Source organism: Komagataeibacter saccharivorans (assembly GCF_003207825.1).
GTDB lineage: Bacteria > Pseudomonadota > Alphaproteobacteria > Acetobacterales > Acetobacteraceae > Komagataeibacter > Komagataeibacter saccharivorans.
In genome coordinates, this window is the sequence record NZ_NKTY01000001.1 from 143,061 (window position 1) to 158,523 (window position 15,463).

The window sequence follows — 15,463 nt, forward strand, 5'->3', positions numbered from 1 at the left end:
TCTGTCCTGTCCTGCCACGCGGGGCAGGCATTACCCCTCGTAATACGTGCTGACCAGACGGTCGAGCAGCCGCACGCCAAAGCCGGACGCGCCCTTGGGCGCCTGCGCCGTGCCCTTGGTGGAAAAAGCAACGCCCGCAATGTCCAGATGCGCCCATGGTACGTCGTTTACGAAGCATTCAAGGAACTTGGCTGCCGTGATCGACCCGCCGGGACGCCCGCCGATGTTCTTGAGATCGGCGATGTCCGAGCGCAGCCGTTCCAGATAGACGGCATCCAGCGGCATGCGCCACAGCTTTTCGGCCGTCTTCTCACCCGTTTCGGACAGGTGGGCCGCCAGTTCGTCATTATTGGAGAACAGGCCCGCGCGCTCGTTGCCAAGGCTGACCACGATCGCCCCGGTCAGCGTGGCGAGGTCAACCATGAAGCGCGGATTGAAACGCTGCTGGGTGTACCACAGCACATCGGCCAGAACGAGCCGTCCCTCCGCATCGGTGTTCAGGACTTCCACCGTCTGGCCTGCCGCCGTGCGCACCACGTCACCGGGGCGCTGGGCATTGCCCGACAGCATGTTTTCAACCAGCCCCACGACGCCCACGGCGTTGACCTTCGCCTTGCGCCCCGCCAGCGCGGCCATGGTGCCAACCACGGCGGCAGCACCGGCCATGTCGGTTTTCATTTCCTCCATGCCCGCAGCGGGCTTGATGGAGATGCCCCCCGAATCAAAGGTCACGCCCTTGCCGACGAAGGCAACCGGGGCATCCGCCTCAGCCCCCCCGTTCCAGCGCATGATGACGGTGCGCGGCGGGGCGTCGCTGCCCTGCGCCACGCCCAGCAGCGCGCCGAAACCCAGCTCCAGCATCGCGTCACGGTCCAGCACCTCGATCTCGACGCCAAGATCGGCCAGCGCGTTGATACGCTGCTCGAATTCGGGCGGACGCAGCATGTTTGCGGGTTCGGACACCAGATCGCGGCACAGATAAATCCCGCGCGCCACGGCGGAAAGGGGCGTCCACGCGGCCTGCGCCGCAGCCGTGTCGGCACAGGCGATGGTCAGCGCGGTCAGTTTCGTAGGTTCGCCCGCGCGCGGACGTGTCCGGTACGAATCGAAACGGTAGCTGCCCATCACCGCACCCAGCGCCACATGGGCGGCCAGTGACGGCGCAAGCCCGTCAGCCACGATCACGCCGGTCGATGCCCCGGCGGCGGATGCCAGCGCACCCGCGGCAGTCGCCCCGGCCTGTTCGGCAACAGTCCCGTCCAGTTCATCCGCGCTGCCCAGCCCGACCAGAACAATACGGTCGTAACCCGCACCCGGCGCCAGCACGACGCAGGTCTTTGATGCCTCGAACCCGAATCTGGCGGCCTTCATGGCGCGTTCCAGCGCGCCACCCACGGCGGCGTCGAGCGTGGCGAAAGCGCCCGCAGGTGTCGCGCCGGATACGGCCAGCAGGGCAATGGCGCCACCGGTGGGCGCGGTCGTGTCGGAAAAGGCAATATCGAGCATATGGATCACATGGCTCCGCTACGAGGGTTTGGGACGGACAGGATAAATTTCCGTAACCCCACGGCATCGCCATGACCGGAATATCCGTATCCGAAGCCATCAACACCGATAAAGGCATGACGGCGCGGCATGAGTAAGCTAATGCGAACAGCATGAATACACCATCCATCCCAGCATATGAGGACAGATTCCTTCTGGATCTGGCCCTTCGCCTGGCCGATGAGGCCGCCGACCTGATCCGGGAGATCCGTGCACGCGGCTTCGCCACACAGGTCAAGTCCGACAGTTCCCCCGTGACGGAAGCCGACCACGCGGCGGAAGCCCATATCCTCAAGGGGCTTCGCGCCCATGCCCCCGCCATCCCCGTGGTGGCGGAAGAGGAAATGGCCGCTGGCATCCACACCGATACCGGCAGCGAGTTCTGGCTGGTCGACCCGCTGGATGGCACGCGTGAATTCGCGGCGGGACGGGATGATTTCACCGTCAATATCGCGCTGGTGCGTGATGGTCGCCCGGTCATCGGCGCGGTGGCGCTGCCGGCCTATCACCAGCTTTATGGCGCGGGTGCCGGACGTGGGGCCTTCCGCATCGATGCGAACGGGGAACAGGCCATTCACGTCCGCACGCCCCCTGCCGAGGGACTGACCGTGCTGGCGTCGCGCCATTATGCGGATGATCCACGGCTGAAGGACTTTCTGGGCGGCCATACCATCGCGCATCTGGGCAATATCGGTTCGGCGGCCAAGTTCATCCGCGTGGCGGAAGGCATCGCCGACCTGTACCCCCGTCTTGGCACCACCATGGAATGGGACACCGCCGCGCCACAGGCGATCGTGGAAGCAGCCGGGGGCAGCGTAACCACGCCCGATGGCGCGACACTGGCCTACGGCAAGCCCGGCTGGCGCAATCCGCATTTCATCTGTCGTGGCGCACGGTAGTCGCGCCGTATCGATGGATACACGACTGCTGCATAATGACCCGCAGGGCATTGAGGCCGCCGCCACCATCCTGCGCGCGGGCGGTCTTGTCGCCTTCGGGACGGAAACGGTCTACGGGCTGGGCGCGGATGCGCGCAACGACCGGGCCGTGGCCGCAATTTACACCGCCAAGGGCCGACCCGGCATCAACCCGCTGATAAGCCATTTCGTCAGCGCCGATGCCGCATTTGAACAGGTGGCCGCCAGCCCGCTTGCCCGCAGGCTGGCCGCACGGTTCTGGCCCGGACCGCTGACGCTTGTCCTGCCCCGTGCGGAAGAATGCGCCATTTCCACCATCGCGACCGCCGGACTGCCGACGGCAGGGGTGCGCGTGCCCGCCGGGGCGACCACACAGGCCCTGCTGGCGGCATGCGGCTTTCCCGTTGTCGCCCCTTCGGCCAATCCATCGGGCCGGGTCAGCCCATCCGATGCGCAGCATGTGCTGGCGGGGCTGGATGGCCGGATTGACGCCGTGCTGGATTGCGGACCGTGCCGGGTGGGAGTGGAAAGCACCATCGTCGACCTGAGCGGGGAACGCCCCGTCCTGCTGCGCCCCGGTGGCATCACGCTTGAGGCGCTGGAAGACGCCTGCGGCGCGCCACTTGTCACCCCGGCGGGCAGTAATGACATCAATCCCTCCGCCCCCGGTCAGCTTTCGTCGCATTATGCGCCGGGCCTGCCGGTGCGGCTGGATGCCGATACGGTTGCCGGTGACGAGGCGCTGCTGGCATTTGGCAGCGAACTGCCGGGCAGCCCGCTGGTGTGGAATCTGAGCAGAACCGCCGATTTGCATGAAGCGGCGGCACGCCTCTTCGCGGGGCTGCGGTTTCTTGATATGGAGGGACGCCGCCGTGGGCTGGTCAGGATTGCGGTGCAGCATGTACCCGGACATGGTCTGGGCCGTGCCATCCGTGACCGGCTGATCCGTGCTGCCAGTCCGCGTCCGTAATGGTTTTTAACCGCATGATCCGACCCCGGTGCCCGAAATGAGCGACACATTCGATCCCAAGGAACTGAAAATCCTTTCGGATATCCTTGCACTTGTGCTGGAGGAACATGCAGGCCAGTCGGAAAACGCACTGGCCGCCATCCGGGCGCGGGCAAAGAAGAATCAGGTTACGGGCGGCGCACTGAAGAACCTTTTTTCAGCCATTGCCCCCAACCCGCCGCCCAAGGCCGCGCCCAAGCCGCGCGCGCCCCGCAGCACAAAGACCGGCACGGCGGCGGCAAAGGAAATACAGGAGTCGCACGCGCGCATTTCCAAGCTGACGGACAGCATCCGCAAGCTGGATCTGGAACTGCGCGACGCGCGCGCCCACAACGCCGCCCTGCGTTCGGAACTGTACCAGACGCAGCAGGCACGGGCCGAAACGCAGGCCGCCCTATCCATCGTGCAGACCCGTCAGGCCCCGCGCCGGTCGGGCGGGCTGGTGGTTGCGGTGGCCGTGGGCGTGCTGACCGGCTTTGCCCTGACGGAAATGTGGCACACCCTTGTATCGAGCAGCCCCGCGCAGGCCAGCGCCGCCTACCCCCCGGTCCACCATGACGGGGTGGAGAACGGGCAGGCCTTTCTCATGCCGCTCTCCCATCCCCTCTATTCCGGAAGCATGTTGTCATGACCGCATCTCCCTCCCCCGCACTGGCACGTCATGACCTGATCGCCCGCTTCAGCGAAATACTGGGGCCTGCGGGCGTGCTGACGGATGCGACGGATATCGCCCCTTTCTGCACCGACTGGCGCAGCCTGTACCATGGCCGCGCGCTGGCCGTGCTGCGCCCCGCCAGCACGGACGAACTGGCCGCCATCGTACGCCTGTGCGTGGCGCATGATGTTCCCATGGTGCCGCAGGGCGGCAATACCAGCATGGTGGGCGGTGCAACGCCTGATGATACGGGGCGCGAGGTTGTCATCTGCCTGTCGCGCATGAACCGTATCCGCGGCATCGACCCGCGCGACCTGACCATGGAAATCGAAGCCGGGGTCACGCTGAAAGCGGCACAGGACGCCGCGTGGGAAGCCGGTTTCATGCTGCCGCTGTCCATTTCATCCGAAGGGTCGGCCCAGATCGGCGGCGTGCTGGCCACCAATGCCGGGGGCAACAACACGCTGCGCTACGGCAATGCACGCGAACTGACGCTGGGGCTGGAAGCGGTCATGCCCGATGGCAGCGTATTCAACGGGCTGCGCCGCCTGCGCAAGGACAATACCGGCTACGCCCTGCGGCAGTTGCTGGTGGGATCGGAAGGGACGCTGGGATTCATCACCACCGCCATCCTGCAGCTTCATCCCCAGCCGCGCGAAATCGACGCCGCCCTGTGTGCGGTGGAAGACGCCAGCGCCGCGCTGGACCTGCTGGGGCTGCTGCGTTCGCGCGATCCGTCACTGCTGCAGGCGTTCGAGTTCATGTCGGGCACCGGCATGGAACTGGTTACAGGCCTTATCCCCGGCGCGGGCCTGCCGCTGGAGGAAACCGCCCCGGCCTACGTACTGCTTGAACTTGCCACCCCCCGCCCCGATGCCGACCTGCGTGAGTTCACGGAATCCGTTCTGGGAGAAGCGCTGGAAGAAGGCATCATTACCGATGCCGTCATAGCCGAGAGCGAAAGCCAGCGCGCCGGGCTGTGGAAACTGCGCGAGGAACATGCCGAAGCCCAGCGCCGCGCGGGCGCCAGCGTCAAGAACGACGTCTCGGTTCCCGTAACCCATGTGCCCGAACTGATTACACGCGCCACCAGCGCGTGCGAGGCGCTGATACCCGGCATCCGCCCCGCCCCGTTCGGCCACATGGGCGACGGCAACATCCACTTCAACCTTGTCCAGCCCGAAGGCATGGCGCCGGAAGCCTTCCTCGCGCGCAGCCACGACATCATGGACACGGTGTCCGCGATCGTGAAGGAACTGGATGGTTCCTTCTCCGCCGAGCATGGGGTGGGCCAGCTCAAGCCCTACATGATGCCGTCGTGGCGCGGGGGCGCGGAACTGGCGGCCATGCGCCATATCAAGACAGCGCTTGATCCCCGCAACCTGATGAATCCCGGCAAGGTCCTGCCCCCCGCCACGCAGGGGGCCTGACGGAACGGCCCGCGCGACCGCGCGTAACAGACTGTTCCCACACCCATGCCGCAGGGGATCACCCCTTTTGCCCCGGCGGGAACGGGGCTAGACAGGGGCATGCCTGTCGCCCGCCCCGTTCCCGACCGCCTTGCGCTGCGCCTGTCGATTCTGGACCGCTACGTACTGCGTCAGCTCCTGCTGGCGCTGGTGGCCAGCACGGGCGCGCTGGCGGTGCTGATCTGGCTGACGCAGTCGCTGCATTTCGTATCGCTGGTGGTGGGGCGCGGGCTTTCGCTGCGCGTGTTCCTTGAACTGACCAGCCTGCTTATTCCGTCCTTCGTCGCGGTCATCCTGCCGATCACGACCTTCGTGGTGGTGCAGTTCATCTACCAGCGCCTGGGCACCGACCGGGAACTGACCGTCATGCAGGCGGCGGGGCTGTCCCCCGTCATGATGGCGCGGCCGGGACTGCTGTGCGCCAGCATTGCCACGGGGCTGTGCCTGATCCTGAACATATGGATCGTGCCGGTTTCGTACCACGCCTTCCGCCAGTACGAATTCCAGATACGCAACCGCATGGCCGCCTTCCTGATACAGGATGGGGTATTCACGCAGGTATCGGACAACATGACCGTCTATATCCGCGCACGCGACAAGGACGGCACGCTGCATGGCATCATGGTGGAAGATGACCGCACGCCGGGAGCGGAAGCGACGATCCTTGCGGAAGACGGCAACCTGCTCGTCACCGGCGATCAGCCCCGCGTGGTGCTATTCAACGGATCACGGCAGGAAATCGACAGCCATACCGGGCGGCTGAACGTGCTGACCTTCGCGCGCAACACCATAGACCTGTCCAGTCCGCACGGGTCGCATACGCGCCAGCCGGACGCCAATGAACTTTCGATTGCGGAACTACTTCATCCCGACATGCGCCTGTATTCCCGACGTGACGAAAGCAAGATGTTCATCGAAGCCTGGCGCAGGCTCAGCACGCCGTTCTGCGCCTTTTCCTTCGCCATGATCGGGCTGGTTGGCGCCATGGGCGGCAATTATTCCCGGCAGGCCAGCATCCTGCGCCCTGTGCTGGCCATTCTCGGGGTCGTGGCGGTGCAGGCGCTGACGCTGCTGGTGCAGAACCTCGCCTCGCGCAACCTGCAGCTCATGCCGCTCATGTGGATCTGCACGCTGGGTCCGGGGCTGGTCTGCGCGGCCATCCTGTTCGTGCCGGAATTCCGTTCGGACCGCCCGACTGCCCGGGCCGTGCGTGGCCCGCGCGCATGAAACCCGCCTTCACCCTCTCATTCTATATCGCGCGGCAGTTCACTTTCGCCACGCTGGCGGTGATCGCCTTCCTGACCGCGCTGATAACGATGTTCGATTTCATCGACCTGCTGCGCCGGGTTTCGACGCGACCCAACGTACCCACGTCGCTGGTCAGTGAGATCGCCTTCCTGCATGTGCCTTTCGCCTGCCTTGAAATCCTGCCCTTCGGCGTGCTGCTGGGCGGGATCATCTGCTTCTGGCGGCTGGCGCGCACATCGGAACTGGTCGTGGCGCGGGCGGCGGGGATTTCGGCATGGCAGTTCCTGGCGGGGCCCGTCATCTGCGCGGTCCTGATCGGGGCGACGGCCACCACCTGTATCTCGCCCCTGTCATCCGTCATGTACCGGCGGGCGGAAGCGCTGGACCGGCAGTACCTGCGCGACAATAACGGCAAGTCCCTGAACCTGAGCGGTGGCACGCTATGGCTGCGCCAGGGCGATAACGGGCTGGTGGACCATGGCGTGGACATCATTCACGCCCGACGCGTCAAGCTGCACGGCGGCGTGCTGCACCTTGGCGGCGTCACCGTCTTTCGCATGGGACCTGATGACAGCCTGCTGACCCGGCTGGAGGCCGAAAGCGGCTATCTGGGCCGCGGCCGGTGGATACTGGATTCCACGCGCCAGCTCCGCCCCGATGAAATGCCGCAGGACATGGGCCACATGACGCTGCCCGCCGACCTGACGCTGGCGGGGGTTGAGGAAAGCTTTGCCTCGCCTGATACACTGTCCGTCTGGGCGCTGCCGGGTTTCATCCGCCAGCTTGAGCGTTCGGGCTTTTCCACCATCCGCCACCGGCTGCATTTCCAGACCCTGCTGACGCTGCCCGTACTGTCGGGTACCATGGCGCTGGTGGCGGCGGGATTTTCCATGCGGCCCGCGCGGCGCGGCGGGGTCGTGCGCATGATAAGCTTTGGCGTGGCGGCGGGTTTCGCGCTGTTCGCCATCTCCAAGATCGCGGCGCAGTTTGGTGAAACGGGCGCACTTCCCCCCCTTCTCGCCGCCTGGGCACCAACGGGGGCGGGGCTTTGTCTTGCGGTCACGCTACTTCTTCATCTAGAGGACGGTTAATGTCCCGTCCCGCCCCTTCCCCGCGCGCGCCGCTTACCCGGCGGCCCATCGCCGCCATGCGGCGGTTCCCGCGCGGGTTTTTGCTTGCGGCGACGATGCTGGGCGGGATCGTGTCCGGTCTGGGCACGGGCAACCCGGCCCGTGCGGACGCGCCCAAGCGCACCCAGCCCATCCATGCCCCCAAAAGCCAGCCACAGGCCCCGGTCAGTTTTTCCGGCACGGTATCCAATAGCGACCCGATGACCTTTCAGGCCGATCATGTGTCGTATGACAGCCGCAACGGCATCGCCACATGGACCGGCAATGTCCAGATCTGGCAGAACGATCAGATCATGCGGGCGGACAAGGTCATATATGACCGCAATACCGGCGTGGCCTCCGCACGCGGCAACGTGGCGATGGTCGAGCCGGACGGAACCGTGCTGTTCACCGATTACGCGGAACTGAGCAACGGCATGCGCGACGGGATCATGACGCGCATGTATGCCCAGATGTTCGATAACGCCCGGCTGGCGGCCAACGGGGTGCGCCGCACCGGCGGCAAGCTCAGCGACCTGACCCGCGTGGTCTATACCGCATGCGAAGTGTGCGCCCGCCATCCCGAACGCGCGCCGTTCTGGCAGCTACGCGCTTATGACGCCACGCATGACATGCAGCACAAGCGGCTGGAATTCCGCGATGCGTTTGTCGATTTCTTCGGCGTGCCGGTTTTCTACCTGCCTACCTTCTCCATGACCGATCCGTCCGTCCGGCGGCAGAGCGGCTTCCTGACACCGGGATTCACGCCGCATAACCGCTACCTGGGCACGTATGTCACCATTCCCTATTACTGGGTGCTGGACAAACAGTCGGACATCACGCTGGAAGGGCTGTTCTCCACCCGCACGGGGCCTGAACTCAGTTCGGTCTACCGCCGCTATTTCCGCAATGCGCGCGTCAACATCAATGCCGGCATCGCCTATGACACGCATCACGACATTGATTACGTCAACACCTTCGGCCAGACGGTCGACAGCAACGACAACCATGGCGTGCAGGGCTACTTCTTCGGCAGTGGACAGGTATCCATCAACAAGACATGGCGCGCGGGGGCGAACATCCGCTGGGCCAGTTCGCCCAACTACATGCGCGACTACCGCGTAAGCGGCTATGGGCAGGATACGCTCAATTCCAATGTCTATCTTGAAGGCTTCGGCACCGGATCGTATTCCCGCATCGACGCCGAAGGCTATCAGGGCCTGAATCAGGGCATCATCCACAATCAGGACCTGCCATGGGTCCTGCCGCGCTACACCTACAGCTATTTTGGCAGGCCGGACGCATGGGGCGGGCGGTTCAGTCTCGATACGACCGATTTCTATGTCTATCGTGACAATGGCACGTCGGACCAGCGCGGGCAGCTTTCGCTTAACTGGGACCGGCCCTTCCACAACTCGCTGGGGCAGATCTGGAACCTGACGCTGCATGTGGAATCCGCGATCCACCGCGCCACATCGCTTTACCAGCAGCCCAATTACGCCGCCGCCACCCGCGCGCAGGTCGAAGGACAGGTGCTGCCCACGGTCGGGCTGAAAATGAACTGGCCCTTCCTGCGCAGTTTCAACCATAATACCGGCACCCAGATACTGGAGCCGATCGTGCAGATCCTTGCCGCGCCCAATACGGGGAACAGTTCTTCGCGCAATATTCCCAACGAGGACAGCCTGACCTACGAATTCACGGATTCGACCCTGTTCTCCATCAACCGCTATCCGGGTACCGACCGGCTGGACGGGGGGCTGCGCGCCAATATCGGGCTGCACAACAACTGGACATGGAACGGCCACCAGATCGACATGCTGATTGGCGAAAGCTTTCAGGAACATGTCGAACATGACCGCATTCCCTATTCCGGCCTGAGCCATCACCTGTCGGATCTGGTGATGGGCACGCATGTCGTGCCCAACCAGTTTTTCGATTTCGACGGCAAGATGCGGCTTGATCCATACGCCGGGAAGGTGGATTTCGCCGATGCCCTGGGCAGCACGGGTTTCCGCCATTTCCGCGTGACGGGTGGCTATCTGTATGAACCGGTGACGTCCTATTACTATTATGCCCAGCGGTCCTACGCCAACACGCCGCCTGCCGTTTATTACACACCGGTCAGCGAACTGACGGTGGGCGCGGCCTCGAACTGGCAGAACTGGCATCTGGCCGCCTATCTGCGCCGCAGCCTGTCGCGCAAGGAAAGTGTGTCGGTGGGTGGGGACGCCGGGTTCCAGAATGACTGCTTCGGGCTGGATGTCATGTATCTCAAGCAGTACACCACCATTGGTGGCCAACAGAGCAATTCGACCGTAATGTTCTCCCTTACGTTCAAAACCATCGGTACATTTGGTATGAATGGCTGACCTGATGCGTGAAAGACCGAGCCGGATGTCCTTCTTCCCCGCCACCCGTGGCGCCGTACCCTCCCCCGCACCGCGACGCAGGCGTGCAGGCCGCGCGCTGACCGCCGGCCTGCTGGCCTGTCTGGCGCTGGCCGGGCATGAACAGGCCGCGGCGGCACGCAGCGCCCGCTCCATCGCGCAGCAGGCACAGGCGGCGGAAGAACAGGACGCCATCATCGCCACCGTCAACGGATCGGTCCTGACCAAGCGTGATGTCGATACGCGCGGGCGGCTGTTCGCCCTTTCCTCCGGCCTTGATGTCAGCGATGACGTGATGGAGCGCCTGCGCCCGCAGATCGTGCGGCAGTTGATTGACGAACGGCTGCGCATGCAGGAAATGCTCGACCGCCACATCAACGTGCCCATCAAGCAGATTGCCGACGCCATCGCCGGGATCGAGCAGCGCAACGGCATGCCGGAAAATGCGCTGCGCAACAAACTGGCGGAAGATGGCGTCTCGCTGACGACACTGATCGACCAGATCCGCGTGCAGCTTGGCTGGTCGCAGGTGCTGCGACAGGAAACGGGCGAACGTGGCCGCATCACCGCAGCCGAGATCGAACAGCGGACCGAGGCGCTGAAACGTGAGGACGGCAAGCCGGAATACATGATCAGCGAGATATTCATTCCCGTTGACGATCCACGCCACACCGAAAACGAACTGAAATTCACCGAAACCATCATTCAGGAACTGCGTGAAGGCGCGCCGTTCCCCATCGTCGCCGCCCAGTTTTCGCAGGGGCAGAGCGCGCTGGAAGGCGGCATGATGGGCTGGACGCAGGAAGACGGGCTGGACCCGCAGGTCGTGGCCGTGGCACGCCAGATGCCCGATGGCGCGATTTCCAACGCCATCCGCGTGGCGGGCGGCTACGTCATCGCCACCATTGCCGAACGCCGCACGGTGGGTCACCAGATGGCGACAATCCTGTCCATGCGTCAGGCTTTCTTCCCCTTCGAAAGCCCGCTTGACCCGGAAAATCCGACAGACCAGCAGAAAAGCATGCTGGATTCGGCCAACGCCTTTGTGGCCAACGCCAAGAACTGCGATCAGGTGGAAGCCCAGAACAAGAAGCTGGGTGAAAAGCATCCTTCCGATCCGGGGGAACTGCTGCTCAACCGCCTCAATCCGCGCATGCGTGAAGTGCTTGAGCCCCTGCCCGTCGGCCAGCCCAGCCAGCCGCTGGTGTCGGAAGATGGCATCGCCGTGCTGATGGTATGCAAACGTGAGGAACGCAACATTGCCATCCAGACCCCCAGCGAAATCGCCGACCACCTGCTGAACGAACGTGTGGAACAGACATCGCGCCAGCTCAACCGTGACCTCCAGCGCCGCGCGATCATCGATATGCGCTCCAAGTCCTGAACGCGGACATGACTGTACCGGAAGGGCTGAAGGGCCTTGAGCCGCTGCGCCAGACGATCGCGCGGCACGGACTGGATGCACGCAAGGCGCTGGGCCAGCACTTTCTGCTGGACCCGGCCATTACGGCGCGGATCACGTCCCTGGCGGGGGATCTGGCGGGACAGCATATCGTTGAGGTGGGACCCGGCCCCGGTGGCCTGACCCGCGCGCTGCTGGACTCGGATGCCGCCAGCATTACGGCGGTGGAAGTCGATACCCGCGCCGTGGCAATCATTACGGAACTGGCGGCCCTTATGCCGGACCGGCTGCAGGTGGTCGAAGCCGACGCCATGCGCCGTGACCTGACCACGCTGTGCCCCGCGCCACGCCAGATCATTGCCAACCTGCCCTATAATGTCGGCACGCCGCTTCTGGTTGGCTGGCTGCGGCAGGCCAGCGCATGGTCGCGCCTGACGCTCATGTTCCAGCAGGAAGTGGCGGAGCGCATCTGCGCAGCCCCCGGTTCCGACCATTACGGGCGGCTGGGCGTTCTGGCGCAATGGACCTGCCGTTGCGGGATGCTTATGCATATCCCGCCCGGTGCGTTTTCACCGCCGCCCAAGGTCCATTCCGCCGTAGTGGGCCTGATCCCCCATGCACAGCAGCCTGACGCCACCCTGTTCCGCGCGATGGAACAGATTACGGCAGCGGCCTTTGGCCAGCGGCGCAAGATGCTGCGCGGGGCGCTGAAATCAGTCGGGGGCGAAGCCCTGCTGACTGAAGCAGGCATTGATGGCAGCCGCCGGGCGGAAACACTGGATATTGCGGAATTTGATAGGCTGGCCCGCCTTCATGCCCGCAGGACTGCCGCCCCGGCATAGGATACCGGCTCCATTACGGGGCAGGAAACCTGCTGCTCCACCGGTTCGTGACCCAGCATGTAATCCCGCGCCAGAGGCACGGCATCAATCTCCCGCGTTAGCTGCAACTGGAAATTGAGATGCCCCTGCACGCGGAAGGCGAGTTCGGATACGCACAGGTAGAATTCGAACATCCGGCAGAACCGTTCATCATACATCCGTGCAATGGCGGCACGCTGCGTGGCGAAACGGCTGCGCCAGTGGGCGATGGTGCGGGCATAATGCAGCCGCCATATCTCACAATCCGTCAGCCATAGCCCCGCGCGTTCAACCGCCCCGACCGCCTCGCTTACCGCAGGGGAATACCCGCCGGGGAAAATGTAGCGATCTATCCATGGGTTGGTCACATTTGGCCCCTCCACCCGCCCGATGGAATGCAGCACCATCACACCCCGGGGTTTGAGGGCCTGGCGCATGGTGGAAAAAAATGAACCGTAATGCGCGACGCCGACATGCTCGAACATGCCGATGGAAATGATGCGGTCGTACTGACGCCTGACCGCGCGATAATCCAGCAGTTCAAAACGCACCCGGTCATCCAGCCCGGCCTCACGCGCGCGGCGGCGTGCAATGTGCAACTGTTCCACCGACAGGGTGATGCCCGTCACCTGCGCGCCATAGTCACGCCCCAGCGTAAGCGCCATTCCACCCCAGCCGCAGCCCACATCCAGTACGCTCATGCCCGGTCGTGTCAGGTGCAGCTTGGCTGCAAGGTGGTGTTTCTTGGCGGCCTGCGCCTGTGCCAGCGTTTCATAGCCGGTGGGAAAATAGCCACAGGAATACTGCATGTCCTCATCAAGGAACAATCGGTACAGCCTGCTGTCCAGATCATAATGGTGGGCGACGTTACGCCGCGCGCGCCGCAGGGTGTTGTTCTGCAGCCATTTGCGGACCATGTAGCGCAGCGAGGAGAAAAAACGTTCTCCCGCCGGGCTGCGCCGCATCACGTTGAGCATGAGCACATGCAGCAGTTCGTACAGCGAACAGTCCACCGGACGCAGGTGACCGGCCATATAGGCTTCCCCAACCTTCAGCGCGGGGTCCAGCAGCAGGGCGCGGCAGGTAGCGGGATCGGCAATCCACATGGCGGCATGGGGGCCGGGCTGGCCCGTATAGACCCGCCTGTCGCCACCGGGATAATACACATCCAGCCGCCCAACCGTGATGAAATGCGCAAAGGCCCGGTCCAGCAATACAGACGCCATCGGCTTTCTCCCCGCCTGTCCGTACGGGCGGACCGCACACGCCCCGAAAACGACGAAAGCCCGGAAGAGTTTCCTCTTCCGGGCTTTCGCAACCAGATCCGACACCCCTTGCAGGGCGCCGGAACGGATCAGTTATTCAGCCGGCGCTTCCTCAACGGCGGTTTCTTCCGAAACCCCGCCTTCGGTCAGCGTGTCTTCTTCGACCAGTGCCGGTTCGTCGTCGCGCTCGACGCCGATTTCCTCACCGCGTGCCTGACGTTCCGCTTCTTCTTCGGAACGCGCGACGTTCACGGTCACCTGCATCGCCACTTCCGGGTGCAGGGCAACGCGCACGTCATACAGGCCAAGCTGCTTGATCGGCTCGGGCAGGATCACCTGGTTACGGGTGATGGTCAGACCAGCCTTCGTCGCGGCTTCGGCGATGTCACGGGTGGTGACGGAGCCATACAGGCTGCCGCTGTCGCCAGCCTGACGGATCAGGATGACGGACAGGCCGTGCATACGCTCGGACAGGCGCTCGGCCTCCTCGCGGTTCTTGAGGTTCTGCGCCTCAAGCTGCACGCGCTCACGCTCGAAACGCTCGCGGTTATGTGCGTTGGCGCGGATCGCCTTGCCCTGGGGCAGGAGGAAGTTACGGGCATAGCCCGGCTTCACCGTTACGATCTCGCCCATCTGGCCCAGCTTCTCGACGCGCTGGAGCAGAATGAGTTCTACTGCGGACATGTTCCTGCCTCCCTCAGCTTACAATGTAGGGCAGCAACGCCAGGAAACGCGCACGCTTGATGGCCTGGGCCAGCTCACGCTGCTTCTTGGCGGATACGGCCGTGATACGGCTGGGAACGATCTTGCCACGCTCGGACAGGAAGCGGCTCAGCAGACGCACGTCCTTGTAGTCGATCTTCGGCGCGTTCGGGCCGGAGAACGGGCAGGACTTGCGACGACGGTAGAACGGACGGCGCGCACCAACCGCAACGCGGCGGGCGGCGGGATTGATCTCGGTAGATTCGGACATCAGCTCTTACTCCGCTTCAGCGCTGGCGCTGGCGCGCTGCTGCTCTTCACGCTCGTTACGGGCGCGGAACTCTTCGCGGTCATCGAAATTGCGGCGCGGACGCCCGCTTTCGAACCGGCCTGCGGGCTTGGGCCCACGGAAGCCACGCTCACGCTCATCGCCCTTGCGCGACAGGATGACGGAGGGAGCTTCGTCAATCTCGTCCACACGCAGGGTGAGCACGCGCAGGACGTCCTCGTTCAGGCCGAGCTGACGCTCGATTTCCTTGATGGCGGCAGGAGACGCGTCAAGACCCAGAAGCATGTAATGCCCCTTGCGGTTCTTCTTGATACGGTAAGCCAGCGTACGCAGGCCCCAGTATTCACGCTTCTTTACGGAACCGGATTCCGCTTCTGCCTGGGTCGCGATGCCATCAGCAATGGCTTCGACCTGCTGCTGCGACACGTCATTACGTGCGATCAGCACGATTTCATACAACGGCATTGGTACTCCCTTCGGATCACTTCAACCCCGCATGGACGGACACGGTCCGCCATTTCGCCCCGAGGGGCACGGGTATAGCCGGACGCGATGCCACGCATCCGGCAGGGAAGGAGCGGTTTGAAACACAAACCCCGTCAA

General features: G+C 64.1%; 14 protein-coding genes. 9 read left to right on the forward strand and 5 right to left on the reverse strand.

Going from position 1 to position 15,463, the window contains the following annotated elements; translation table 11 throughout:
- Positions 1–30: 30 nt before the first annotated feature.
- Entirely contained in the window at positions 31–1,506 is a 1,476-nt protein-coding gene (locus tag CFR79_RS00705) for a leucyl aminopeptidase (RefSeq protein WP_174234151.1), read from the reverse strand.
- A 152-nt stretch (positions 1,507–1,658) separates the two neighbouring features.
- Here CFR79_RS00705 and cysQ point away from each other — a divergent pair, with 152 nt between their 5' ends.
- From cysQ to rsmA, 9 genes are all read left to right on the forward strand, one after another.
- On the forward strand, positions 1,659–2,444 hold the full coding sequence (gene cysQ / locus CFR79_RS00710) for a 3'(2'),5'-bisphosphate nucleotidase CysQ (protein ID WP_110546486.1): 786 nt from the start codon (positions 1,659–1,661) through the stop codon (positions 2,442–2,444).
- Positions 2,445–2,457: 13 nt separating this feature from the next.
- Positions 2,458–3,432 (forward strand): L-threonylcarbamoyladenylate synthase, encoded by a 975-nt coding sequence (locus CFR79_RS00715; protein ID WP_110546489.1) that lies wholly within the window; start codon positions 2,458–2,460, stop codon positions 3,430–3,432.
- Between the two features lie 37 nt (positions 3,433–3,469).
- Positions 3,470–4,102 (forward strand): hypothetical protein, encoded by a 633-nt coding sequence (locus tag CFR79_RS00720; RefSeq protein ID WP_110546491.1) that lies wholly within the window; start codon positions 3,470–3,472, stop codon positions 4,100–4,102.
- Positions 4,099–5,556, forward strand: coding sequence for an FAD-binding oxidoreductase (locus CFR79_RS00725; protein WP_110546494.1), 1,458 nt, complete (start codon positions 4,099–4,101; stop codon positions 5,554–5,556). The genes CFR79_RS00720 and CFR79_RS00725 overlap by 4 nt, the downstream gene beginning before the upstream one ends.
- A 99-nt stretch (positions 5,557–5,655) precedes the next feature.
- Positions 5,656–6,822: an LPS export ABC transporter permease LptF gene (lptF, locus tag CFR79_RS00730; RefSeq protein WP_102323225.1), complete on the forward strand. Its 1,167-nt coding sequence runs from the start codon at positions 5,656–5,658 to the stop codon at positions 6,820–6,822.
- Positions 6,819–7,934 (forward strand): LPS export ABC transporter permease LptG, encoded by a 1,116-nt coding sequence (lptG, locus tag CFR79_RS00735; protein WP_102323224.1) that lies wholly within the window; start codon positions 6,819–6,821, stop codon positions 7,932–7,934. Before lptF ends, lptG begins: the two co-directional genes overlap by 4 nt.
- Positions 7,934–10,324, forward strand: a complete 2,391-nt coding sequence (locus CFR79_RS00740; protein WP_102323223.1) for an LPS-assembly protein LptD — start codon at positions 7,934–7,936, stop codon at positions 10,322–10,324. Before lptG ends, CFR79_RS00740 begins: the two co-directional genes overlap by 1 nt.
- A gap of 4 nt (positions 10,325–10,328) precedes the next feature.
- Positions 10,329–11,726, forward strand: coding sequence for a peptidylprolyl isomerase (locus CFR79_RS00745; RefSeq protein WP_371207249.1), 1,398 nt, complete (start codon positions 10,329–10,331; stop codon positions 11,724–11,726).
- Positions 11,727–11,734: 8 nt separating this feature from the next.
- Positions 11,735–12,586, forward strand: a complete 852-nt coding sequence (rsmA, locus tag CFR79_RS00750; RefSeq protein WP_110546497.1) for a 16S rRNA (adenine(1518)-N(6)/adenine(1519)-N(6))-dimethyltransferase RsmA — start codon at positions 11,735–11,737, stop codon at positions 12,584–12,586.
- On the opposite strand, the gene CFR79_RS00755 is transcribed toward rsmA, so the two are convergent.
- The 4 genes from CFR79_RS00755 to rpsF form a co-directional block, all read right to left on the reverse strand.
- Positions 12,556–13,830: an SAM-dependent methyltransferase gene (locus tag CFR79_RS00755; protein ID WP_110546499.1), complete on the reverse strand. Its 1,275-nt coding sequence runs from the start codon at positions 13,828–13,830 to the stop codon at positions 12,556–12,558. The genes rsmA and CFR79_RS00755 overlap by 31 nt on opposite strands.
- 132 nt (positions 13,831–13,962) lie before the next feature.
- A complete protein-coding gene (gene rplI / locus CFR79_RS00760) occupies positions 13,963–14,553 on the reverse strand; it encodes a 50S ribosomal protein L9 (RefSeq protein WP_102323219.1) in 591 nt (196 codons plus the stop codon).
- 13 nt (positions 14,554–14,566) lie between these two features.
- Positions 14,567–14,842, reverse strand: a complete 276-nt coding sequence (gene rpsR / locus CFR79_RS00765; RefSeq protein ID WP_007399693.1) for a 30S ribosomal protein S18 — start codon at positions 14,840–14,842, stop codon at positions 14,567–14,569.
- 6 nt (positions 14,843–14,848) lie between these two features.
- Positions 14,849–15,325 carry a 30S ribosomal protein S6 gene (gene rpsF / locus CFR79_RS00770; RefSeq protein WP_102323218.1) on the reverse strand — a complete coding sequence of 159 codons (477 nt, stop codon included), beginning with the start codon at positions 15,323–15,325 and terminating at the stop codon, positions 14,849–14,851.
- Between the last annotated feature and the right edge of the window lie 138 nt (positions 15,326–15,463).

Bases quoted from the DNA above. Each gene is read 5' to 3' on its own strand.
- CFR79_RS00705 (WP_174234151.1), bottom strand. From the start codon at position 1,506: ATGCTCGATATTGCCTTTTCCGACACGACCGCGCCCACCGGTGGCGCC.
- cysQ (WP_110546486.1), top strand. From the start codon at position 1,659: ATGAATACACCATCCATCCCAGCATATGAGGACAGATTCCTTCTGGAT.
- CFR79_RS00715 (WP_110546489.1), top strand. From the start codon at position 2,458: ATGGATACACGACTGCTGCATAATGACCCGCAGGGCATTGAGGCCGCC.
- CFR79_RS00720 (WP_110546491.1), top strand. From the start codon at position 3,470: ATGAGCGACACATTCGATCCCAAGGAACTGAAAATCCTTTCGGATATC.
- CFR79_RS00725 (WP_110546494.1), top strand. From the start codon at position 4,099: ATGACCGCATCTCCCTCCCCCGCACTGGCACGTCATGACCTGATCGCC.
- lptF (WP_102323225.1), top strand. From the start codon at position 5,656: ATGCCTGTCGCCCGCCCCGTTCCCGACCGCCTTGCGCTGCGCCTGTCG.
- lptG (WP_102323224.1), top strand. From the start codon at position 6,819: ATGAAACCCGCCTTCACCCTCTCATTCTATATCGCGCGGCAGTTCACT.
- CFR79_RS00740 (WP_102323223.1), top strand. From the start codon at position 7,934: ATGTCCCGTCCCGCCCCTTCCCCGCGCGCGCCGCTTACCCGGCGGCCC.
- CFR79_RS00745 (WP_371207249.1), top strand. From the start codon at position 10,329: ATGCGTGAAAGACCGAGCCGGATGTCCTTCTTCCCCGCCACCCGTGGC.
- rsmA (WP_110546497.1), top strand. From the start codon at position 11,735: ATGACTGTACCGGAAGGGCTGAAGGGCCTTGAGCCGCTGCGCCAGACG.
- CFR79_RS00755 (WP_110546499.1), bottom strand. From the start codon at position 13,830: ATGGCGTCTGTATTGCTGGACCGGGCCTTTGCGCATTTCATCACGGTT.
- rplI (WP_102323219.1), bottom strand. From the start codon at position 14,553: ATGTCCGCAGTAGAACTCATTCTGCTCCAGCGCGTCGAGAAGCTGGGC.
- rpsR (WP_007399693.1), bottom strand. From the start codon at position 14,842: ATGTCCGAATCTACCGAGATCAATCCCGCCGCCCGCCGCGTTGCGGTT.
- rpsF (WP_102323218.1), bottom strand. From the start codon at position 15,325: ATGCCGTTGTATGAAATCGTGCTGATCGCACGTAATGACGTGTCGCAG.